An 18,456-nucleotide genomic window follows, 5' to 3' on the forward strand; every position below is an offset into this window, starting at 1 on the left:
TAAGCCTGCTTCAAGAGCCCTGAAGGGTGTCGCGCACTTCGTTCAGCGCGTCTTCAGGGTTATCAATGTCGAAGTCGTCGCGCATGCACGCTTCGATCCCAGCCCAGACCCCTGTCGTGGTCGTATCGAAGGCTTCAAGAAAGGCCAGCAGCACGGCGGCTTGTTCGTTGGTAAGCGTTTTCATCACGGCCTCACTGTGCCGCGGCGGTGATTGCGGCAAAGCGCTGGCGGTCGCCTTCGGCCAGAGCGCGCGGCACGGCGATGAAGCTGCGAACCTCATAGCCCCATGCCTTCACGGTTTTGCCGCCCGGTGTCGGGATCTTCAGCTTTTCCGAGCGGTAGAGCGCAGCGCCGTTGAATTCGAGATCGTTGATGTCCCGGTCCCACAACTCGCCCACCGTCCAGCCCTGTCCGATCAGGGCCTGCACATCGGCGCTGTCGGGCTTGCGCACCAGCACCACCGCGTCGATCTCGCCCATCTCGGCCGAGGTGTTGGCCAGTTCCAGCGGATCGTTCACCACGCGGGCGGAGGCCCATTCGTCATTGCCACCATCCTCGCCGGTCTCGATCCGCGTGATGGTCCGCCAGAACAGTTCCGACCCGCTGCCGATCGTATCGACCAGCACGGCCGATCCGGGGCCGAGGTCGGACAGTTCATCCAGATCAGACCGGGGCGGGAACAGGATCAGGGCCGCCTCGGCGCCATAGGAACCGACCGCCTTCATCTGGCAGCCTTCGAGCGAGCGGGCATAGATCGCGTCGATCTGCATGATCCCGAGGTTCGCCCGACCGCCGCAGAGGGCGAGCGAGATTTCATCGGAGCCGTTCAGATTGATCACCGTCGAAAGGACGCCGCGCTGTTCAAGGCGCTGTTCGATCTGTCGGGCGCGCCGGTCATAGCCACCGCCCGCCTTGCCGGTGGCAATGTCGATGGTCTGGGCTGCCACTGCGACGGGCAGCATCAGGAAAAGCGCCAGTCCGATCAGGGTCGAGATGATCAGCAGGGAGTCGAAGGAACGCAGTCGAAACATGGGATGGTCCTCAGGAGGTTGCGGTTTCGCGGAAGGAAAGGAGGTAAGGCTGACCGCGCCAGAAGCTGACGCGACCGACGCGGCCGAGATGGCGCACAGTGCGGTGGCGGCCGAAGATCCATGCGGCGGCCAGCGTCCACCAGCGGGCGTGCTGATAGTGCAGTTGGGCGAGCAGGATCAGGTTTGCGGTGGATCGATCATCCATCATGCGAACCCCATGATCCGGCGGGCCTTGGCCGCGGCCTCGGCATCGATGTCGCCCGAGACAACCGCCGCTTCCAGCTTGGCGGCTTGTGCCTTGCGGTCTGCGGCTATGGTCTGTTCCCGGATGCCGGACGAAGACATCACGTCCTTCAGCATGCGGCCGAGGAAATGCAGTTCCTTCGGGTCGATCTCGTCGCCTTCTTTCAGGGCCTGCGATTTCATCACCTTGAAGGCCAGCGTCGTGATCATCTGGAACAGGACGGAATGGCGCTTTGCCTCATCCGCCAGGCCTTCATCCTGCATCCAGCCCACGGCCCAGGCGCTGGCTTCTTCCTGCGCCTTCACCATGGCCTCGTATTCCACGCCATAGGCATGGATCGCGGATTTGCGGATGCGCAGTTCCAGCCCTTCTTCTTCCAGCCGGAAGTTCAGGCGTTCGGCCAGATCCTCGTAACCGGCAAAGCCTCGGTCGCGCAGTTCGTCGCGCAGCCAGTCGCGCAGCTCGGGCGGCAGTAGGTCGATCTTGCGGGGCGGTGGCATGTCAGCCCCTCGGGCCGGGGCGCTGAATGTCCGGGTGCGTGGCGCGGCCGAGCGCGATCTCGATGCCGCGCGCCGTGGCGGTCGCCACCCGGAAATCATCGCGCCCACTCAGCGTGACAAACCCGGTCTCGGCCAGCCATGCCAGTTCGGTCGCGGTCTGGTCGCGCGTGGTGTTGATCCCGATCTGATCGCTGTTCAGAACATCGGTCAGGATCGAGACATTCGAGGTATAGGCCGCACTGACCTCCAGAAAGCGCAGGATGGCCAGACGGCGGTGACGGCTGTTGAAGGCGTGGAAATCGGTCATTTGCTGCGTTCCAGAAGAAACTGTTCGACGCGGGTCAGGACGTTATCCTGCCGCTTGCCATGCTCGGCCGAGGCTTCCAGCCGGGCGCGGATCTCGCGCAACTCGCCGTTCAGATCGGCAATCCCGAGCCGAAGATCATGCATGTCCTCTTTCGTGGGCTGGGCGCGCAGGGTCTGTTCGACACTGGCAAGACGCTGATCGAGGCGATCCATCCGGTCCGATCCGGCGCGGAACCGGCTTTCGACGTTCTGATCGCGGGTGCGCCACCAGGTGTAGAGGATATTCAGGATGTTCAGCGCGGCCAGCACCAGCGCCAGCATCGGGCCGAGGTCGAAGACGGGAGGCTGGTTCACCGGGGCACCCCCGGCTTCGCGGTGTCGATGCCGATGTAGTGCAGCGGGGAGGATTGGTGGAACTTCGCTTCCGCCAGGCTGCGCAACACCTTCGGATCGGGCTTCAGCGCCGCCAGCGCATCCGGCACGCTTTCATGGGCATAGGCGATTCCGGCCTGAATGGCGGCATCCCCGCGCAGGCCCCGCGTCAGCGCGGCGCTGATCCCCGACATCAGCGCCGATTGCAGCGCCTCGCGGTGGCGAGCCTCGACCTCGATGCCCCAACGCGCGCGCGCTGCCTCCGAAGCCCGGAGCAGGATCAGGCCAAGCGCGGCCGCGATCAGTTGAAGAAGGATGGGAAGCACTTCGGCATAGATCGCCGTCAGAACCTGTTGCATCACGCGGCCTCCTTCAGCCAGCCGGGAACATTGAAGCCGGGACAGGCTTTCGCGGCCCATTCATTGTGGCCGCTGATCCGCTTGATGCGGGTGCGCATCGAAATGCCCTGGATCAGCTGGCGCAGGCTGACGCCCTGACGCTGGGTGAAATTGCGCGAGAACGCATCGGTCTCCGAGGAACCCGCGCCGCCGATCAGGCAGATATGGATCACGCCGCGATTGTGCCCTTCGACACCGGCGCCGATCACGGTTTCCGGTCGCCCGGCCAGTGTCGATCCATCGCGCCCGATGAGCCAATGGTAACCGATGTCCTGCCAGCCATTGCCCTCGACGTGCCAGCGCCGAATTTCGGCGCGCTGTTCGGAAAGGGAGGCATTCGCCATCCATTCGGGGCGCGTTGCACTGCAATGCACCACGATTTCCTCAACCGGATAACGCGCGCTGCCCTGATAGATGACCGAGGTGGTTTCCGGCACGAGCACCGTGCCCGCAGGCTGGCCTTTGGCGGCCAGCCAGGCCGCGCCTGCGGCCTCCGTTTTCGGCCCGAAGAAACCATCCGGCTTGCCCGGCTGATAGTTCAGCCCGGCCAGCCCGGTCTGGATGAGGATGGTATTGGGGTCTCTCATATCCGCGCCCTGTCACTGTCGGGCGCTGGATGCGGTCCCGATCACGATCGGGAGTGCCACACCGGCAGGGCTTTAGGCCCCGTAAGGCGGTTTCCGGGGGGCAGGATCGGGCAGAGGCAGGGACAGCTGGGCGAATTCGGCGCGCATTCTGGACCGCAAGGTGTGGACCCACACAGCGCTGACGCCGAACTCTGACGCGATATCGTTCGCAGAACGGCGCGGTTCGGTCAATCCGGCATCCAGAATCGCCGCGCGCAGCCGCGATGCCTGGCTTTGCTGTTCGCGGCCGCGCGGGCTGGGGATGTCGAGGCTGGTGCCCCCGAAACGCAGGGCCAGCCATTCGGCCACCTCTGTCCCCAGTTCACGGGCCAGCGCCGATCCCGCTGATCGCTTCGGCACCGCGCGCTTCTGGCCGCCGCAATTGGCCAGCAGGCGCAGGACCGCGGGCTGCCCGAGATCCCGTTCCAGAAGGTCAATCCACGCGTCCTGCGCCTTTTCGCGGGTCATTGCTGCCCCCTTGCGGCACGGTCGCGTTCAAGGCGGTCAACGCGCCTGGGCAAGCCGGTGAGCTTCAGGATGACCTCTTCCATACGCTCGCGCTGACGGACCTCGAAGGACAAGGCACGTTCCAATAGCGCTACCCGCTCAAGAAGGGCGAGCAAGGCGGCTTCCTGGTGCAGGAGGCGAAGGTCATCCGGGCAGTTCATGGCGCTGCCACCGCGAATTTGCCGGTCTCATCGCCCCAGCTGATCCAGCCGGGGCGGTTCTGACGGCTGAAAAGCTCCAGACGCTGCACACCCGGCATCAACCGGGATGCGGCATCAAAAGCCTCGTCTGGCTTCCGGCTGTGTTCGCGCACCGGCGCAATGATTACCGAGCGGATCGCACGGGTGGTCTTGGGGGCGCCGCGCGTGGCGATCAGGAAGGGCTCGCCCGCATTCCGCAGGATATACCCCGTTCCGAAGTGCTGCTTGCCGCTGGTGCCCACCTTGGCCCAGTGCCCGCCTGTTTTGAAGGTGAAGCCCCATGCGGTGATCACCTCCATCGCCTGCGGCAGCTGCGGCCCCAGCGCCCAGAGCCATAGCAGGCAATCGGGGGCGGCCAGCAGTTCCACCGGCAGAGCCTTGATCGCCGCCAGATCCATGGTCCGGTAATGTGCCTCCGGCGATTTTGCATACCCCTTCTCAGACCGCATGTCATAGGACCATGGCGGATCGGCCATGATCAGGCCGAAGCCACCGGCCGGGCGAAGGGCGATGAACTCCGACCGCAGTGTCATTTGATCGACACCCCTTCACGCTTGCACCAGTCCTTCAGGGCGCGGATCACATCATTGATCTGGCCGGGATCGTGCATCGCATCGACATCAATGGGGACCGCTGCCCATTTGCCTTCGAACCGGGCGCGGATGAACGCATTCAACCCGGCTCGATCAGGGGATTTGAGGGCACCGGCTGCGGCAAGCTGGGTCCAGAGCACATGAATGAACCGAACATCCGCCCGCGCGGCCTTACCCTTTAAAGCCCCCATGAAGGTGCCTTTACGCCCCTTAAAATAGCTGTTTCCGGTGGGTGTGAAGCCCCGCTGTTTCAGGGCTTCGACCACCTTCAGCAGATCCGCGTCGGTCATGGCCGACAAGCTGGACTTGCCGGTCGCAACCCGTTGCAGGTCGTGGCGCGTGTCCTCGTCCAGCCCGAGCTGTTTGCAACCGGCATGGATCATGCGTTGGAGATTGCGGTTGGTCATTGCGCACCTCTCACCACCGCCTGCTTCGCCCTGCGCAGCTTCGCCAGCAACATCAGCGCCGGTTTCACCTCTGGCGCGGCATCGTCATAGGCGAGCTTGCCGCCAGGCCCACCGTTCAGGGCGGGCAAAAGGGCGCGGGTGATCAACTCCCAATTGGCGGGATCGGTATTCTGGCGGTCACCATCCAGGCACTTGAGGCAATGTCCGGCAGGAACCGGGCCGTGAAGGGCCTCCCAGCGGATCAGATGGACGGCCCGCCAGCGGGATTGCAGCGGCAGGCCATCATGGATTTTTCGTTCCAGATAGCCCTCCTTGGAAAACCGCTCGCTGCCAATCGGCTTGTAAAGTGCCTGCGCCCGTCCGCTCCGGCTCCCCGATCGAAACATGGTGGGCGCGCATTTCGCGCGGATTGCGGGCGACATGGGCTTGCCCTTGTTGTGCGAAACGTTGCCCTTCGGGAATTGGCCCGTGCGCCCGGTCAGCCAGCCCTTACGCTTGCACAGGGCCGTCAAATTGGACTGGCTGACATCTCTACGCTGCCAGAAGTTACAGAACGCGACATGCAGATCGCGACGGGGCCAATCCTTCCGCGCCTCGATCCATGCGAGTTCTTCAGGTTCGTAATGGATCTGCCGCCCCTTCATTTCTCGACGGCCTTTCCGATCTGCGGCAGCATTGGCAGGATACCAGCGCCGGCATCGTGGTAGAGCTTCGCAGCCTTCAGCTGGAGATTGGCGCCTTCGGTGATCTGCTCGGCCACGGCGACAATCGCATTGGTGCGCGCCACCTCGGCTTCGATCTGTTCCGGCGTGAGCTCAGTCGACAACCGGCCAAGCTGGGCGAAAAGGTGATCGTTCAGGTCGGAAAGCTTGCCAGACATGATACTTACTCCGGTTTGGGCAGCGCGAGCGGCGGCGGCGGCAGGGCCAGCACCTTCTGTTTCGCTGCCTTGGGTTTCGGTTGGGGTTTCGGCTTTTCGCGCTGGCCCTTCTGGACATTGCGCAATTCCTCAAGTGCGCATCCGAGTTCGAACATGCTGGAGGTTTCCAGCGTGATGCGGATCGTGCCTTTGGTGCCGTTGGTCGAGGACGAGAAGGATTTCAGACGGAGCTTTTCGTCATGGCTGCCGAAGAGGTAAAAGGTCATTGCGGCCTCCCGAACATGCGCTGAACTTCGGCCAGCACGGCATTTCGATGCGCCGGGCAATCAGGGCGAAACCAGTGCCCGTCATGGTGGAAGTAGGGCACTTCCGGCCACGGCGGCCCGCTGGGGCAAATGCAACCCTGCGCTTTGGCTTCGGCAGAGCCTGGCAGAACGATGTCGAGCGAGAGGATCACAACAGCACCTCCAACTCGCGGGCGATGTCGTCGATCTCGTGGGCGACACGTTCGTCGCTCCACTGGTTCTTGATCACGAAGACGCCCAGATCGGTCGAAGCCATGCCGGTGGCCTCGACCGACATTTCCGGGCCGCGATCCAGCACCCGTGCCAGCGCCGCCGCAATCAGGGCGGTGCGCTGGTGTATCGGCATATCAGGGCGAAGCTGTGCCATGTCACGCCTTCGCCAGATCGATGGTGACCGGCTCCCACGCGGCATCGATGTCCCGGCGGCGGTAGCAGCGGACATAGGTCTTCGACCCGACCACCCTCATGGCATCGCGGATTGCCTCCATGGCCCGACGCCAGCGGTCATCGCTGATCTCCAGCCGCAGCAGCATGAACACTTCGGCCCGGTTGATCTGGCCTTCCTTGTCGGTATTGAAGGCCCGCGTCACGATGGTGCGGATCTCGTCGCGCGCGCCCGCCGCCCATTCATTCAGACATTCGTCGATCAGCCCCTTGGCCACCTGTAGCTCGGGGCCGAAGGCGATATTGTCTGCAACCTGCACGGTTACCTTGAACAGGGTGTCATGCGACGTCAGGGTCTTGTTGCCCTTGGCGCCGCCCAGCCGGGCGCCGTATTTTTCCGCGAGCAAAGCCTCCAGTGCCCCGATGTCGTCGAACGTGTGCTGCTTGAAGCGCGCCACCTGATCCGAGAGCGGGTTGGCGAAGCCGAGAATGGTGCGCACCGTCTGGTCGATCAGCTTGTCGGTGTCCTTGATCATCGACAGCGGGATCTTGGCGCCCCGGCCATCAGCCATATGCGGCACCCCGTCGATCATGATGATGCCATCGGTGACCGCCTCGAAGGCAGGGTGCGGGGATTGGTCGGTCATGTCAGTTCCTCTCGACGATAAGCCGCTCGGGCGGCATGATCTGATGGGGCGGGATGGCAACGAGGCCGAGGATGACCAGCGCGAGCGCCATGGCCTCGATCTCGTCGAGGCTCAGCAGGGTCAGGCCGCGCGGGCCGTAAAGGTCGATCCGGCCGAGCGCCCGCCCGGCGGTGATCAGAACATCGCGGTCAATGGCGGCATCAGGCATGGCGACCTCCGACAACACGCAAAGCCGGGCGGCAGCGGCCGTCACAAAGCCGGTCGCGGGCCTCGCGGATCAGATCCGTGAATTCCTGACCCAGCCGGACCAGCTCGAAATCCGACTCGGTCGTCTGGGCCGGTTGCTGACGCGCCAGCAGCACGGCGGCGGAAACCAGCACCACTGCGCCCAGCTCGTCGCGGCCGTTGGAACTGGTCAGCGACCGGAACAGGCCATAGGCGTCGTCGGACCAGTCAAAGCCGTCGACCTGTTCGAACAGCGTCCGGGCCATCACGCGGCCCTCCGGGCGTTCCGGCCGCCGAACAGCAGCCAGTCGGCCGAGACGTTGAGGCCCTGCGACAGCTGCGCCAGCGCCTTGGTGCCCGGCAGCATCTGCCCGTAGGCATAGCCCTCCAGCGAGGCCAGCGGCATGGCGCAGGCCAGCGCCACGCGCGGCAGGGGCATGCCCTTTATCGAAATCGCCAGTTGCAGCCGTTCGCGGAAAGCTGCGGCATCGAAGCGTTGCAGGCTCATGGCGTTATCCTTTCTCTGTGCGGGGGCAGGCCCGGCAGGCGCGGAACATGCGGACCCGCTCGCTGTTCTCGTTGGAAAAAGACCGGCTCTTTGCCATCCAGTCGCGGCAATCGGCGGTCGAAATCTCGCCAAGCACCGGGCACTGGACGGTCTGGGCCATGTAGACGCCACGCACGACATCCTCGACGGCGCCCATGTCGCCGGAATATTTCGCGCGCAGAACGGCGCTGACCAGCGAGGCCGAACGGTTCAAGCGTTTTGCAACCCGGTTCTGGCTGGTGCGGATGCATTCCTCGGCCAGCAGCTGCACCCAGTCCGGCAGGGCATCGCCCCATGCCGCGCGGGCAATATCAAGCGGGGAGAGGACAGCGTTCACAGCCCGCCCTCCGCCGGATAGACCGCGCCGGTATTCGGGTCATAAACCTGCCGGACCCGCTGGATTTGCGGTGCCGCCGGGCCAGATCGCCGGATCAGCCTATAGCGCGCAATACGACCGGCATGCGGATCGGCCTTGACCAGCACCCGCAGGTAGCCTGCGGCCAGCAGCCGCTTGCAGTAATCCTTGGCCGTCGCCTCGGGAATGTCGATCGAGGCGCCCTGCATCAACTCGCGGAAATCGAAGTCTTTCAGCCCAAGCATGGCCTGCCAGATCTGCCCGGTGATCTCGCCCTGCGTGACGGCGCTGCCATCGGCACGAACGCGGGGGGCGTGATATCCGACATCGCGGATCAGCCGCCATGATCCCGGCATGCCTGCGGGTGCCGGGATGGCTTCCAGATAGCCGCCTGCGGTCAGCGCGTTCAGATAGCGCAGCACGGTGGAGCGGTGGACGCCGGTGGCCTCTGCCACCGCTGTGACCGTGATTTCGCCAGGCGTCCGCTTCAGCGCATGCCACATTTCCTGACGGCCCGCGCTGGCCTTGTCGGCGGGGCGGCGCCCCATGCGTTTCGATGCGGCTGCCATCACATCCCCCCACGCGGCGAAGGTGCCTTGCCGATCTGCCAGCGGATATGCGGGACATCGGCGGCGGTGATCTCGACCTTGCCCTCGGTCCGGGCATAATCCTTGATCTGGTGGAGGTTGGTGACGATGCGCCGGGCGACTGCCTGCGACTCCACCAGCACCTTGGTCAGGACCTCTTCCGAGATCTGGAGTTCCGGGCATTTCAGCTGCGCCAGAATGCCGACCTCACGAAGATCCGCAGGCTGTGCCGGTTCCCAGACCAGAATGCGGTTGTGAACCCGCTCCCAGCGGGCCAGCGACTGCGGCAGCATTTCCTCCCCGATCAGCACGATGGGCGACCCCAGCGAACTTTCGTAGATATCGTGCAGCAGCTTCATCATGCCGTCGGTGCAGAGGATATGCGCCTCATCCAGCAGCAGGGGCCGACCGGACTTTGACAGCTCTTCCCCGATATTCTCGACGCTGTCGGCAACCGTGCGACCGACAGGGATGCCGAGGGCGTGACAGATCTTCTCGACCAGGTGCTTCCGGGTCCAGACCGATTTGATCTCGACCCAGCAGGCGCCGGTGGCCTGCGTATTGTAGAGGGCCGCCTGCGATTTCCCGTATCCCGAAAACCCGTGGAAACAGGCCATGCCCGGCATGCCCTCGTCCCGATACTGCACCTGACGGATCACCGCGCCGAGCAACATCACATTGCGCAGGGGCGCTACGTTCTTGACCAGGTTGATTTTTTCCATTCCGTCCAACATGCTCTCTCCTCTTTCCGTCCGCCGCCGTGGGGCCAGCCCGCCCCCGGCGGCAATTTCATCCGATGGCCACCGCGCCGAAGCGGTCGTAGACTTCCCGCTGGGCGAGGTAGACCGGGTGATCCTTGATCCGGCCCCAGAACTCCGCATCAGCGGCCGGGATGTCCTCTCCGGCCGTCATGCGCGCTTCGATCTCGATCATCCGCCAGAACCGCTCGACATCGGGGTCGCGCTTTGGCGCAGCCGCAGGGGCCGGGAATTGCAACACTGCCAGTTCGGCATCGCGTGACGTGTCGGGCACCGGCAACGCGGGTTGAACCAGACCGCCGCCCTTCTTGCGCAATTCGATCTGAGCAAGACGGTCCAGCTTGACCACCTTGGCCTCGGGCGCCACCGGCGCGGCCTTCGGGCGGGCATCCAGCGCCGCCGCCAGATCGCTGATCGAGATCGGCCGCTGTTCCTTCAGCATCGACTGATACTGCTTGCGCCGCCGCGCCCATTCCTTCGCCGCAGCCTTGGCCGAGGCCAGATCCCGGAATTCGGATTTCTGGCGGCATTCGGCATAGCCGAGGTATTCGCCCGCCATGCTGTAGATATAGGCGCCCTCGTGCAGGTCTTCGGGATTGAAGCGCGCGGTCACCTTCCGGCCCGCGATCTCCGACATCCATTCCGACCAGTAGAAATTCTTGTAGAGCGTGATCTGCCCGTTTTTCTTGTTCAGTGGCCGCACATATTGCGCCATGAGGCACAGCCGCAGTTGCTCTTCGGTGGCTGGCCGGATCGGGGTCCGCGCATAGCTTTCCGCGAAAGTCTCATCCAGCGAGCGGCCTTGCGCGGTATGCGACCGGCGACCGTCGCGGGCGTTGTGTTCCGCGATCCGCTCCTCGACCACGGCGATGAAGGTCTCAAGCTCGATGGCCTTCGACATGTAGTTCTCGGGCTTGGCATCGACCCGGCGCCCGGTATAGGCGCCCGCAAAGCGCGGATCTTTGGCGATGTCGTTCGCGAAGTCACCGAACGCCCGTTCGATGGGCTTGGCCTGACCATGGGCGGGGGTGGCAAAGCTCATGCCGATGCCCAGCATGCCCAGAATGCCGACCGGCTCGTCATCCGAGATCTTGAAGCGGAAGCGATGCTTCGCGCCGCCGGTCATGTCCTTGTTGGCGAATTCCATGCCGTTGTCGAACAGGCAGTGCCCCGGAATGCCGAAGTCTTTCAGCATCTTCATAAAGGACTGCATGACCGCGACCTTGTTGGGATCGGTGTCAATCGCCCAGGACAGGATCTTGCCGGAATAGATGTCCTGAAACACGATCAGCTGCGGCCGGATCGGCTTCGCATATCCCGGCCACCAGACGAAAACGTCGATCTTGTGGCAGTCGGCATTGACCATATCCATCGCCGACATGGTGCTGCGGTCGCGGATCTGCGGCGGAAACACCTGCCGCAGGCCCTTCATTCCCTCGCGGGCGAAGACCTGTTCGATCCGCGACACGGTCTTGTTCAGCCAGCGCCGCGCGGTCTGTTCCTCCAGCCACGGTTGACCATTGGCCTCGCACAGCGCCTTGGCATCCCGCCAGCACTGGCTGAAACCGGGGCCTTCAAGGCGCAAGAAATTGACCTTCAGGAAGGCGTAAAACTCGGGCGCTGCCTCGACCTTCTGGCCCTTGGGCAGCGAGGCGCGGTGCCGGGGCGCCAGATAGGGCAGCCTGTCGGCGGGATCGACACCTTCGACCCGCTCGAACCAGTTCCAGACCGTGCGATCGGCAATGTGATGCTGGCGCGCGATCATGCCGACCGCGACGAACTTGGTAACGGCGGGCGCCAGCGCCTCGACCTCCTGCACGATGCGCAGGCTGCGCTTGGCCTTGTCCTTCACGCTTTCCGGCAGGGCATCGAACCATGCCCAGACCTCTTCCCGATCCTGACGGGGCTTCGGCGCCTCGGGCGGATTGGCGCGTTCGATCAGCACGCGCTGCGCGCGCGCCGGGAACAGCCGCCAGTGATACTCCCAGCCGCCGCCACGCCCCTCGCGGCGGCGGGCGAATTGCGGATGGCCGCGCCAGTCCTGCTTTTTCGCCAGCGAATCCGTTCCTTGCTGGGTCTGCGGCATATCCGGCAGCCCCGCATCGGCGATTTCCTTCGCCGTCCACCATTCCTTGATCGGAAGATTGAGGCTCATTGCGCCGCCACCTCCGCAATATCGCCCCCGGCGATTTCTTCGCGGAACCGATGCCGGGCGGCGGCAGGCGCGCGCTTCCACGCGGCCATCAGCGCCCGGAAGGCGGCGTCATTGGCATCGACCGGCGCGGCACTGTCAGGTTTCAGGCTGCGCGCGGCCTCTGCCGCCGATTTCGCGCTGCCCTCTGACAGCAGACGCACCACGTCATAGCGGTCTGTCGGCTGCTGGATCTTCGAAATCTCGATCAGGTCTTTCAGGCTGACCTGACGCGGCGCCTTGCGCAGCTTGGCCACCTCGTCGGGGCCGAGCCTGGAACCGGCGGCAACGATCTTTCGGACCTGCCGATCTGTCATGTTGAACTTTTCGGCGGTGGCAACCGCGAAGGAAGCAACGGAACTAAGTTCCGTTGCTGAACCCTGACGCGCCAAACCACCCGCCACACCCTGCTTAGTTTCAGGGTGCAGCCGCTCGTAGACCGCCTTGCGGGTGGCCAGAAACACCGCCGTATCAAGGGCGTTCATTTCGGCACCGGCAAGGTTGTCGTCAATCTCGATCAGCCGCGCCCAGTCGTCGGTCACGTCCGTCCAGATCTTCGCCTCGATCTCGTCCCAGCCCAGCCGCCGGGCGGCTTCGGTGCGGTGGGCGCCTGCCAGCAGATGCAGGCTGCCATCCTTCTTCTTGCGCAGATGAATGGCGTCCTTCATTACCCCGGTTTCGTTGATCGAGGTGATCAGGCTTTCAACGCCCGCTGCGCTGACCGGGCGCAGGCGGGAGCCGATGACGATCTCGGCGATCTTCACCCGGTTTTGCTGCATCAAGGTCGGTGGTTTCACGGTTTGGCCCCTTGGTCTTTCAGTTCCTTGCCGTCACGAAATCGCGTGACGAAGCGTGTCTTCTGCGCGCGCGATGGCCTTCAGCACATCTTCCAGCACCTCCAGCGCAGGGCGGGTATCGCCCGAACTGACCGGCGCCATGGACAGCCGGTCCAGCGCCTCGACCATGCGATCCACCGCATAGCTGTAGGCCCTGGTCCCCATGTCGCGGCGGTGCTGCGGCAGGCTGCCGTCGCGCATCGTGTCGCGGGCGATCAGGGCAACCCGAAGCTGCTGCCGCATGTCGCGGAAGTCCTCCAGCGCACTCATGTCAGCCCCCGTAGGTCGCAGTCAGGAACCCGGCCAACTCGTTCATCAGCCCGCATTCCTCGGCCGCAGCGATATGGGCCAGCAGGCGCGCGGCAGCGGTGTCATAGACCAGCGCCGCGTCCTGCACGTCGCCCGTCTCGGCCGCGAGTTCGGCCCGCGCCATGTTCGCGGCCTCGTCGCGGATCGCCTCCAGCAAGGCACATTTCGACAGGGGTTCGATGTGATCCTTCACGGGTTTCCTCCGAAAATGATGATGAGCATGGGCAGACCGATCGGCGCGTAAGTCGCCAGCACCACCAGCGAGGCGATGCCGAGCAGGTCACCGATCCAGCAATCGTTGATGCGCTCATCCAGCGCGCGCAGGCGCCGCCAGAGCGACAGGCGCGGCACACCCCGATCCAGCCGGACTGCCTTACCAGCCGGATCGGGGCGGCCCTCGCCGCGGCAGGGGCCAACCGACCCCGGCGAAAAGGGTTGAGGAGCCGCAAGCGCGGCAGCCGCGGGGCGATCATCCGCCAGCCAGAGGCGGCTGACTTCAACCTGCTGCGCAGCCTTGTAGTGCGGACCGAACATCATGCGGCATCCTTCGATTTCGGGGGGCGGGGGATATCGGTCGGCCAGGCCAGATCGGCAGGCCAGATTTGGGAAAGGGCATCCAGTGAACGCTCCACACGTTCAGTGCTGATCCTATGAACTGGAAGGCCACGCTCGGAGCGCTCTTCAATGCGCCGCAAGGTATCGCCAGACCCGGTCACCAAGCGCGAAACGGTCGATGGAGCCCGATTGGTCTCTGCCGCAAGGGTGCGGATCAAGATGCTGAGGTTTTCTACTGTGCTACGCATAGCACGAATGTGCGATCAATAACACGTCGTGTCAAGTGCGACACTGTGTTATGTGTCACGCATGACACGATTCGGAATTGAGGCCCTCCAAGAACGCGTAAGGTCTGCTGTAGATGCAGAAGGCATGCGCCCATTCGCGCGCAGGGCAGGCGTGGGTCTGGGTGTGGTTCGCTCCATGATGGATGGAAGAGATTCCAGCTTTTCCAATGTGCTAGCGGTATCGAATGCCTTGCATATGGAGCTGGGTTTTGGATCGGCCGTTACAGGTGGGCCGATTCCAAGTATTACCATTGATGGGGATGAATATGCCCATATCCCGCTGCATGATGCGTTGCTGGCCGCTGGTGTTGGAGCCTGCAACGGAACAGAAGAGGTCATTGACCATCTCGCGTTTCGCCGCGACTGGCTTCAGAGGATTGGCGTTTCTGCTTCGGCGGCCAGACTGGCCCGCGTCCAAGGCGACAGCATGCAGCCAAGCCTTTGGCCCGGCGACATGATCCTAATCGACACCGGAACTGACGATCCGCCGACGCGCGGGCGCGATCCTCGCGATCAACGCCGTTCACCCATCTACGCACTGATCGACAATGGCGAGGCGAGGGTGAAGCGGATCGAACGTCCGACACCTGATTTGATAGTACTTCTTTCAGATAACCCGGATTACGCGCCGGAGCTGCGGCACGGCGATGACATGAAGTCTGTCCAGATCATCGGCAAGGTGGTCTGGTCAGGTCATACCCATCGGGAGGAATAGAGATGGGCTGGTTGCGTCACGAGGACGGCTCTTTGCACTATCCAGCCTTCGAGCTTGACGAATTGGGGAGGCCCTTGGCAGTCAGGATTCACCTGCAATCGCCAGCTCACCTTGCCCCGGATGAGACGAAGATTCTGGCGCTGCAATGGGCTAAAGCTTGGCTCAGAATCCCCGGAAGTATCAATGAAGCCTTAGCCCTTGCAGATCTTGATGTCGCCATGTCCGGCCGAAAGACCGAATGTACCGAAGGCGAGGCAAAAATCCTGCTGACAGCTTCGCGCACGCTTTTTCGTTGGCACGATGCTGCTCAAATGCAGCGGACCAAGCGCGCATTCCCCTGGGTGGAATTTGTAACCATCGAGGGGCAAAAGGTGTGTGGGAAAGCTGCTGCGCTAAACAGGCGGCTGCTTGTGTTTGAGGATCATCCCGCTCTTCCTCTTTCAGAGTGTGATGCATCTGAATGCACATGTATTTATCACCAGCTGACGGATGGTCAGCGGGTGCGAAGATGCCCCGATCTCGGGTGAATCTGGCAGCCTGAAAGTCAAGATCTGACCTTTCCGAATGTTCCGTGTATGTTCCTGCCGCCAGTCGCAAGGAACATACACATGAACAGCCCTTCAAGGCCGGTTGAACACGGCTTTACAGAATGACCACCTGGACAGAAATCCGCTGTTGCGGTTGCCGTCGCCTGCTGTTCAAGATGACGGCAGGTGCGCTGGCCGGGGCGATCTCGATCAAATGCCCCCGCTGCGCATCCTTCAATCATCTGAGGCCCGAGAGCCCGCACCCGCAGCGGCCAGACCGCGCAGGAAAGGACGCCTCGTGTGGCTCTTTGTTCCCCCGGAAGACATGACGACCTTCGCGGCATCAGCCTTTGCGCCGGTGTCGGAGGCCTCGATCTCGGCATACACCTCGCAGAGCCCGGATATCGGACTGTGTGTCATGTCGAGCGAAACGGTTTCGCCGCGGCCGCTCTCGTGGCGCGGATGGCAGACACGTCCCTGGCTGCGGCTCCTGTATGGGACGATCTGCGATCCTTCGACGGCCGACCGTGGCGCGGCCGCGTTCATCTCGTCTCTGCCGGTTATCCCTGCCAGCCCTTCAGCCTTGCCGGAAACCGGCTCGGCGCCGATGACCCCCGGCACCTCTGGCCCGATGTCGCCCGGATGGTGCGCGAGGTCAGCCCCGAATGGTGTTTCTTCGAGAACGTCCCCGGCCATCTGTCCCTCGGTTTCGACCGCGTCGCCGGAGAGCTTCAGGGCATGGGCTACCGGGTTGCAGCGTGCGTCGTATCAGCGGCGGAAGTCGGCGCGCCGCACATCCGCGAGCGGATGTTCATTCTGGCCCACGCCAACCTTCAAGAGCGCCGGGAACCGGGCCTGTGTGACGCTGACGCGGGAACTGGGCCTGCAATTCAGGACCGACCAGAACCAATCTGGCAGCCAGGTCGGACTGCGCAATGCGGCGCAGGCCTGGACGTTGCTGTGGGATCTGCTCACGGCCTCGGGCTGGACACCGCAACGCCCGCGCTCTTCCCACCGATGCCGGGTGAGTTTGCTGAATGGGGAGAAGCACTCCGACGGACTCCTCACCTTAAACCCGGCATTCAGCGACTGGGTGATGGGGTGGCCACCTGGCTGGACCGATCCGCTGCGGCCGGTAACGGGGTGGTCCCGCTGGCTGCGGCAAGGGCGTGGCGCTATCTGAAGGCGGAGATCACAGACCAGCGTCAGAATCCGTTGTAGGTTACGAGCTGCCTTGCGCCGCTCGTATCAAGCCATAAGCCATTGTCTGCTATAGAAACTTCCGAACATACAACTGAGACAGCGAACTTACCGCTCTATTTGTATGTTCGGAACTGTCACCCGATGGCGGTCTCTTCGTGAATGTCCCCGATTCCGCCTTGTTTTCTTGGGTTTTCGGCCTTCCAGCACATTGCATCCGCAACCCGTTCAACCAGCCTTCAACGCCCCTTGAAGGGCCTTTTCACGACTTACTGCATGACAGCGCGGCCCAGCTCTGAAACCTGCCCGACATCGCTGTAAATCCCTGTTTTTCTTGACCTGTCCGAGGTCTTCCGGGGTCAGTTGGGATCTTCCGGGTTCACTGCAAGATTAAGTGTCAAACCTCAGCGGCGTTTCACAGCGCAAAACCTCGTAAGACTGCGCGAAGCCATTGGTGACAAACAGTGTCAAGGCACCTAGCCTGGCGCCATGTCGAACGGGCCTTGGACAGATCATGAGAACGACCTGATTGTCGCGGATTACTTCGCGATGCTGGCAGACGACGTCTCTGGTCGCCCCTACAACAAGGCCGAGCATCGGCGCGGGCTCCTGCCGCTGTTGAACGATCGGTCCGAGGGGTCGGTCGAGTTCAAGCACCAGAACATCAGCGCCGTGCTGAAGGGGCTCGGCGAAGACTGGATCCCGGGCTACAAGCCGGCGTTCAATTTCCAGATGACACTGGTGGATGCCGTGGCGCGCTGGCTGGCCCTCAACCCGGCGTGGCTCGGCCGCCATCCTGCTGCGCGACCGCCGACCGGTCTGGCCGACGCCGCGCCGATTTGGATCGGGCCGCCGCCCACGATGTCGAACCAGCCGCCGCCGCAGGAGCTGGAGCAGATGCTGCACATCGCTCGCAAATTCGATGTCGCGGCGCGAGACGAGCGAAACCGCGCCCTCGGCCGTGCAGGTGAGGAACGCGTACTCACGCATGAACGTGCAGCCCTCAGATCAGCGGGCCGAGAAGATCTTGCACGCAAGGTCCGGTGGGTTTCGGAGGAGGACGGTGATGGTGCAGGCTATGATATCGCCAGCTTCAAGCCGGACGGTCGTCCGCGCCTGATCGAGGTGAAGACGACGAACGGCTGGGAACGTACGCCCTTCCACATTAGCCGCAACGAACTGGCTGTGGCTGAGGAGCGGCGATCGGAATGGTCCCTGTTGCGCCTGTGGAACTTCGCCCGCGAGCCGAAGGCGTTCGAGCTGCACCCTCCGCTTGATGCGCTCGTCTCCCTGTCCGCGACTTCGTTTCAGGCGAGTTTTCATTGAATCTTGAAGCAGCGCCTTTGCACCGCTCGATAATCTTTAAAATATCGCAAAGCCTTACGGCTGTATCAATGCCTATTCTTGCCGGAAATCTCGGGTAAGCATCTGAGATGCGGTAGACGCAACGTTTGCGTTCGCGCCAGCGATCTGGGCGGCTGCAATTCGTCCCTCCGCTGCAAATTGTTGGAGGCGTTCTCGCAATTCACTTAGATTGGCTGTGTCGATCACTAGTCTGATTGCAGTCCCTCGAAAATCCGTATCGAATGTATGCTTTCCTTGGTGGTTTAGCTCAATTCCGGTTCCGCCCGAGCACAGTAGGAAACTACCACCGTTCCGACAGATGCGACTGGTCATATAAAGGCCGTAGCCGGAATTGTTCCATTGGTCGTTACCCCGCCCGGCGTGAGGATTCCCTGAAATTCCGGGCATTAGCGCCATCTGAAGGGCTTCCGGCTCGGTTAGTTCATCGAAGGTTGGGTTCCCGGTGAGCGCCCTATGGATGCCAATGCCGTCATCGACAATTCCGACTTCGACTTCATCCCACATTCTCCAAGTAAGTCGCTGATTTCGCTGTCGTAATCGTGATATTTCGCATATAAATCATGGCGTTGACGGCTGCGAGGGGCGCGTTTCATGGATCA

33 protein-coding genes and 1 pseudogene are annotated in these 18,456 nt (G+C 63.0%); 6 read left to right on the forward strand and 28 right to left on the reverse strand.

Going from position 1 to position 18,456, the window contains the following annotated elements:
* Positions 1–10: 10 nt before the first annotated feature.
* The 28 genes from IE126_RS11275 to IE126_RS11410 all read right to left on the reverse strand — a co-directional run bounded on the left by IE126_RS11275 (position 11) and on the right by IE126_RS11410 (position 13,745).
* Positions 11–184 (reverse strand): hypothetical protein, encoded by a 174-nt coding sequence (locus tag IE126_RS11275; protein ID WP_189381009.1) that lies wholly within the window; start codon positions 182–184, stop codon positions 11–13.
* A 7-nt stretch (positions 185–191) separates the two neighbouring features.
* Positions 192–1,031 (reverse strand): TAXI family TRAP transporter solute-binding subunit, encoded by an 840-nt coding sequence (locus tag IE126_RS11280; protein WP_189381010.1) that lies wholly within the window; start codon positions 1,029–1,031, stop codon positions 192–194.
* Between the two features lie 10 nt (positions 1,032–1,041).
* Complete coding sequence (locus IE126_RS11285; protein WP_189381011.1) at positions 1,042–1,239, reverse strand: hypothetical protein; 198 nt, start codon at positions 1,237–1,239, stop codon at positions 1,042–1,044.
* Positions 1,236–1,775: a phage protein Gp27 family protein gene (locus tag IE126_RS11290; protein ID WP_189381012.1), complete on the reverse strand. Its 540-nt coding sequence runs from the start codon at positions 1,773–1,775 to the stop codon at positions 1,236–1,238. Before IE126_RS11290 ends, IE126_RS11285 begins: the two co-directional genes overlap by 4 nt.
* Position 1,776: 1 nt before the next feature.
* Positions 1,777–2,082, reverse strand: a complete 306-nt coding sequence (locus IE126_RS11295; RefSeq protein ID WP_189381013.1) for a VpaChn25_0724 family phage protein — start codon at positions 2,080–2,082, stop codon at positions 1,777–1,779.
* Entirely contained in the window at positions 2,079–2,435 is a 357-nt protein-coding gene (locus tag IE126_RS11300) for a DUF2730 family protein (protein ID WP_229825413.1), read from the reverse strand. Before IE126_RS11300 ends, IE126_RS11295 begins: the two co-directional genes overlap by 4 nt.
* On the reverse strand, positions 2,432–2,812 hold the full coding sequence (locus IE126_RS11305; protein WP_189381014.1) for a hypothetical protein: 381 nt from the start codon (positions 2,810–2,812) through the stop codon (positions 2,432–2,434). The genes IE126_RS11300 and IE126_RS11305 overlap by 4 nt, the downstream gene beginning before the upstream one ends.
* Entirely contained in the window at positions 2,812–3,438 is a 627-nt protein-coding gene (locus IE126_RS11310; protein ID WP_189381015.1) for a peptidoglycan recognition protein family protein, read from the reverse strand. The genes IE126_RS11305 and IE126_RS11310 overlap by 1 nt, the downstream gene beginning before the upstream one ends.
* A 72-nt stretch (positions 3,439–3,510) precedes the next feature.
* Complete coding sequence (locus IE126_RS11315) at positions 3,511–3,945, reverse strand: hypothetical protein (RefSeq protein ID WP_189381016.1); 435 nt, start codon at positions 3,943–3,945, stop codon at positions 3,511–3,513.
* On the reverse strand, positions 3,942–4,145 hold the full coding sequence (locus tag IE126_RS11320; protein WP_189381017.1) for a hypothetical protein: 204 nt from the start codon (positions 4,143–4,145) through the stop codon (positions 3,942–3,944). The genes IE126_RS11315 and IE126_RS11320 overlap by 4 nt, the downstream gene beginning before the upstream one ends.
* A complete protein-coding gene (locus IE126_RS11325) occupies positions 4,142–4,717 on the reverse strand; it encodes an MT-A70 family methyltransferase (protein ID WP_189381018.1) in 576 nt (191 codons plus the stop codon). Before IE126_RS11325 ends, IE126_RS11320 begins: the two co-directional genes overlap by 4 nt.
* Positions 4,714–5,184 carry a gp16 family protein gene (locus tag IE126_RS11330; RefSeq protein WP_189381019.1) on the reverse strand — a complete coding sequence of 157 codons (471 nt, stop codon included), beginning with the start codon at positions 5,182–5,184 and terminating at the stop codon, positions 4,714–4,716. The genes IE126_RS11325 and IE126_RS11330 overlap by 4 nt, the downstream gene beginning before the upstream one ends.
* Positions 5,181–5,828 (reverse strand): HNH endonuclease signature motif containing protein, encoded by a 648-nt coding sequence (locus tag IE126_RS11335; RefSeq protein WP_189381020.1) that lies wholly within the window; start codon positions 5,826–5,828, stop codon positions 5,181–5,183. The genes IE126_RS11330 and IE126_RS11335 overlap by 4 nt, the downstream gene beginning before the upstream one ends.
* Positions 5,825–6,064 (reverse strand): hypothetical protein, encoded by a 240-nt coding sequence (locus IE126_RS11340; RefSeq protein WP_189381021.1) that lies wholly within the window; start codon positions 6,062–6,064, stop codon positions 5,825–5,827. Before IE126_RS11340 ends, IE126_RS11335 begins: the two co-directional genes overlap by 4 nt.
* 5 nt (positions 6,065–6,069) lie before the next feature.
* Positions 6,070–6,330 carry a hypothetical protein gene (locus IE126_RS11345; RefSeq protein ID WP_189381022.1) on the reverse strand — a complete coding sequence of 87 codons (261 nt, stop codon included), beginning with the start codon at positions 6,328–6,330 and terminating at the stop codon, positions 6,070–6,072.
* 187 nt (positions 6,331–6,517) lie between these two features.
* Positions 6,518–6,736: a hypothetical protein gene (locus tag IE126_RS11350; protein WP_189381023.1), complete on the reverse strand. Its 219-nt coding sequence runs from the start codon at positions 6,734–6,736 to the stop codon at positions 6,518–6,520.
* A gap of 1 nt (position 6,737) precedes the next feature.
* Positions 6,738–7,400 carry a DUF3164 family protein gene (locus tag IE126_RS11355; protein ID WP_189381024.1) on the reverse strand — a complete coding sequence of 221 codons (663 nt, stop codon included), beginning with the start codon at positions 7,398–7,400 and terminating at the stop codon, positions 6,738–6,740.
* 1 nt (position 7,401) lies between these two features.
* On the reverse strand, positions 7,402–7,608 hold the full coding sequence (locus IE126_RS11360) for a hypothetical protein (protein ID WP_189381025.1): 207 nt from the start codon (positions 7,606–7,608) through the stop codon (positions 7,402–7,404).
* Positions 7,601–7,891, reverse strand: a complete 291-nt coding sequence (locus tag IE126_RS11365; RefSeq protein ID WP_189381026.1) for a hypothetical protein — start codon at positions 7,889–7,891, stop codon at positions 7,601–7,603. Before IE126_RS11365 ends, IE126_RS11360 begins: the two co-directional genes overlap by 8 nt.
* The gene (locus tag IE126_RS11370) at positions 7,891–8,133 is read right to left on the reverse strand and encodes a hypothetical protein (protein ID WP_189381027.1); all 243 of its coding nucleotides are present in this window, start codon (positions 8,131–8,133) and stop codon (positions 7,891–7,893) included. Before IE126_RS11370 ends, IE126_RS11365 begins: the two co-directional genes overlap by 1 nt.
* Positions 8,134–8,137: 4 nt before the next feature.
* On the reverse strand, positions 8,138–8,509 hold the full coding sequence (locus IE126_RS11375; protein ID WP_189381028.1) for a hypothetical protein: 372 nt from the start codon (positions 8,507–8,509) through the stop codon (positions 8,138–8,140).
* Positions 8,506–9,096 carry a helix-turn-helix domain-containing protein gene (locus IE126_RS11380; protein ID WP_189381029.1) on the reverse strand — a complete coding sequence of 197 codons (591 nt, stop codon included), beginning with the start codon at positions 9,094–9,096 and terminating at the stop codon, positions 8,506–8,508. The genes IE126_RS11375 and IE126_RS11380 overlap by 4 nt, the downstream gene beginning before the upstream one ends.
* A complete protein-coding gene (locus IE126_RS11385; protein WP_189381030.1) occupies positions 9,096–9,848 on the reverse strand; it encodes an ATP-binding protein in 753 nt (250 codons plus the stop codon). The genes IE126_RS11380 and IE126_RS11385 overlap by 1 nt, the downstream gene beginning before the upstream one ends.
* Before the next feature lie 55 nt (positions 9,849–9,903).
* Complete coding sequence (locus tag IE126_RS11390; RefSeq protein ID WP_189381031.1) at positions 9,904–12,027, reverse strand: transposase domain-containing protein; 2,124 nt, start codon at positions 12,025–12,027, stop codon at positions 9,904–9,906.
* Entirely contained in the window at positions 12,024–12,860 is an 837-nt protein-coding gene (locus tag IE126_RS11395) for a ParB/RepB/Spo0J family partition protein (protein ID WP_189381032.1), read from the reverse strand. Before IE126_RS11395 ends, IE126_RS11390 begins: the two co-directional genes overlap by 4 nt.
* 33 nt (positions 12,861–12,893) lie before the next feature.
* Entirely contained in the window at positions 12,894–13,169 is a 276-nt protein-coding gene (locus IE126_RS11400) for a hypothetical protein (protein WP_189381033.1), read from the reverse strand.
* Position 13,170: 1 nt separating this feature from the next.
* The gene (locus tag IE126_RS11405) at positions 13,171–13,401 is read right to left on the reverse strand and encodes a hypothetical protein (RefSeq protein WP_189381034.1); all 231 of its coding nucleotides are present in this window, start codon (positions 13,399–13,401) and stop codon (positions 13,171–13,173) included.
* Positions 13,398–13,745, reverse strand: coding sequence for a hypothetical protein (locus IE126_RS11410; RefSeq protein ID WP_189381035.1), 348 nt, complete (start codon positions 13,743–13,745; stop codon positions 13,398–13,400). The genes IE126_RS11405 and IE126_RS11410 overlap by 4 nt, the downstream gene beginning before the upstream one ends.
* Before the next feature lie 327 nt (positions 13,746–14,072).
* On the opposite strand from IE126_RS11410, the gene IE126_RS11415 reads away from it, so the two are divergent.
* From IE126_RS11415 to IE126_RS11435, 6 genes and pseudogenes are all read left to right on the forward strand, one after another.
* Positions 14,073–14,765, forward strand: coding sequence for a S24 family peptidase (locus tag IE126_RS11415; protein ID WP_189381036.1), 693 nt, complete (start codon positions 14,073–14,075; stop codon positions 14,763–14,765).
* Between the two features lie 2 nt (positions 14,766–14,767).
* Entirely contained in the window at positions 14,768–15,292 is a 525-nt protein-coding gene (locus IE126_RS11420) for a hypothetical protein (RefSeq protein ID WP_189381037.1), read from the forward strand.
* Positions 15,293–15,468: 176 nt separating this feature from the next.
* Positions 15,469–15,621, forward strand: coding sequence for a Com family DNA-binding transcriptional regulator (locus IE126_RS26390; RefSeq protein ID WP_407646027.1), 153 nt, complete (start codon positions 15,469–15,471; stop codon positions 15,619–15,621).
* Positions 15,593–16,069: pseudogene (locus IE126_RS25935) on the forward strand (DNA cytosine methyltransferase); the annotation flags it as partial. The gene IE126_RS26390 and the pseudogene IE126_RS25935, both read left to right, overlap by 29 nt.
* Positions 16,070–16,151: 82 nt before the next feature.
* Positions 16,152–16,475, forward strand: coding sequence for a hypothetical protein (locus IE126_RS25940; RefSeq protein ID WP_229825423.1), 324 nt, complete (start codon positions 16,152–16,154; stop codon positions 16,473–16,475).
* A 506-nt stretch (positions 16,476–16,981) separates the two neighbouring features.
* Positions 16,982–17,818, forward strand: coding sequence for a DUF3883 domain-containing protein (locus tag IE126_RS11435; protein WP_189381040.1), 837 nt, complete (start codon positions 16,982–16,984; stop codon positions 17,816–17,818).
* Positions 17,819–18,456 lie beyond the last annotated feature (638 nt).

It is taken from the genome of Gemmobacter nanjingensis, assembly GCF_014652195.1.
Taxonomy (GTDB): domain Bacteria; phylum Pseudomonadota; class Alphaproteobacteria; order Rhodobacterales; family Rhodobacteraceae; genus Gemmobacter; species Gemmobacter caeni.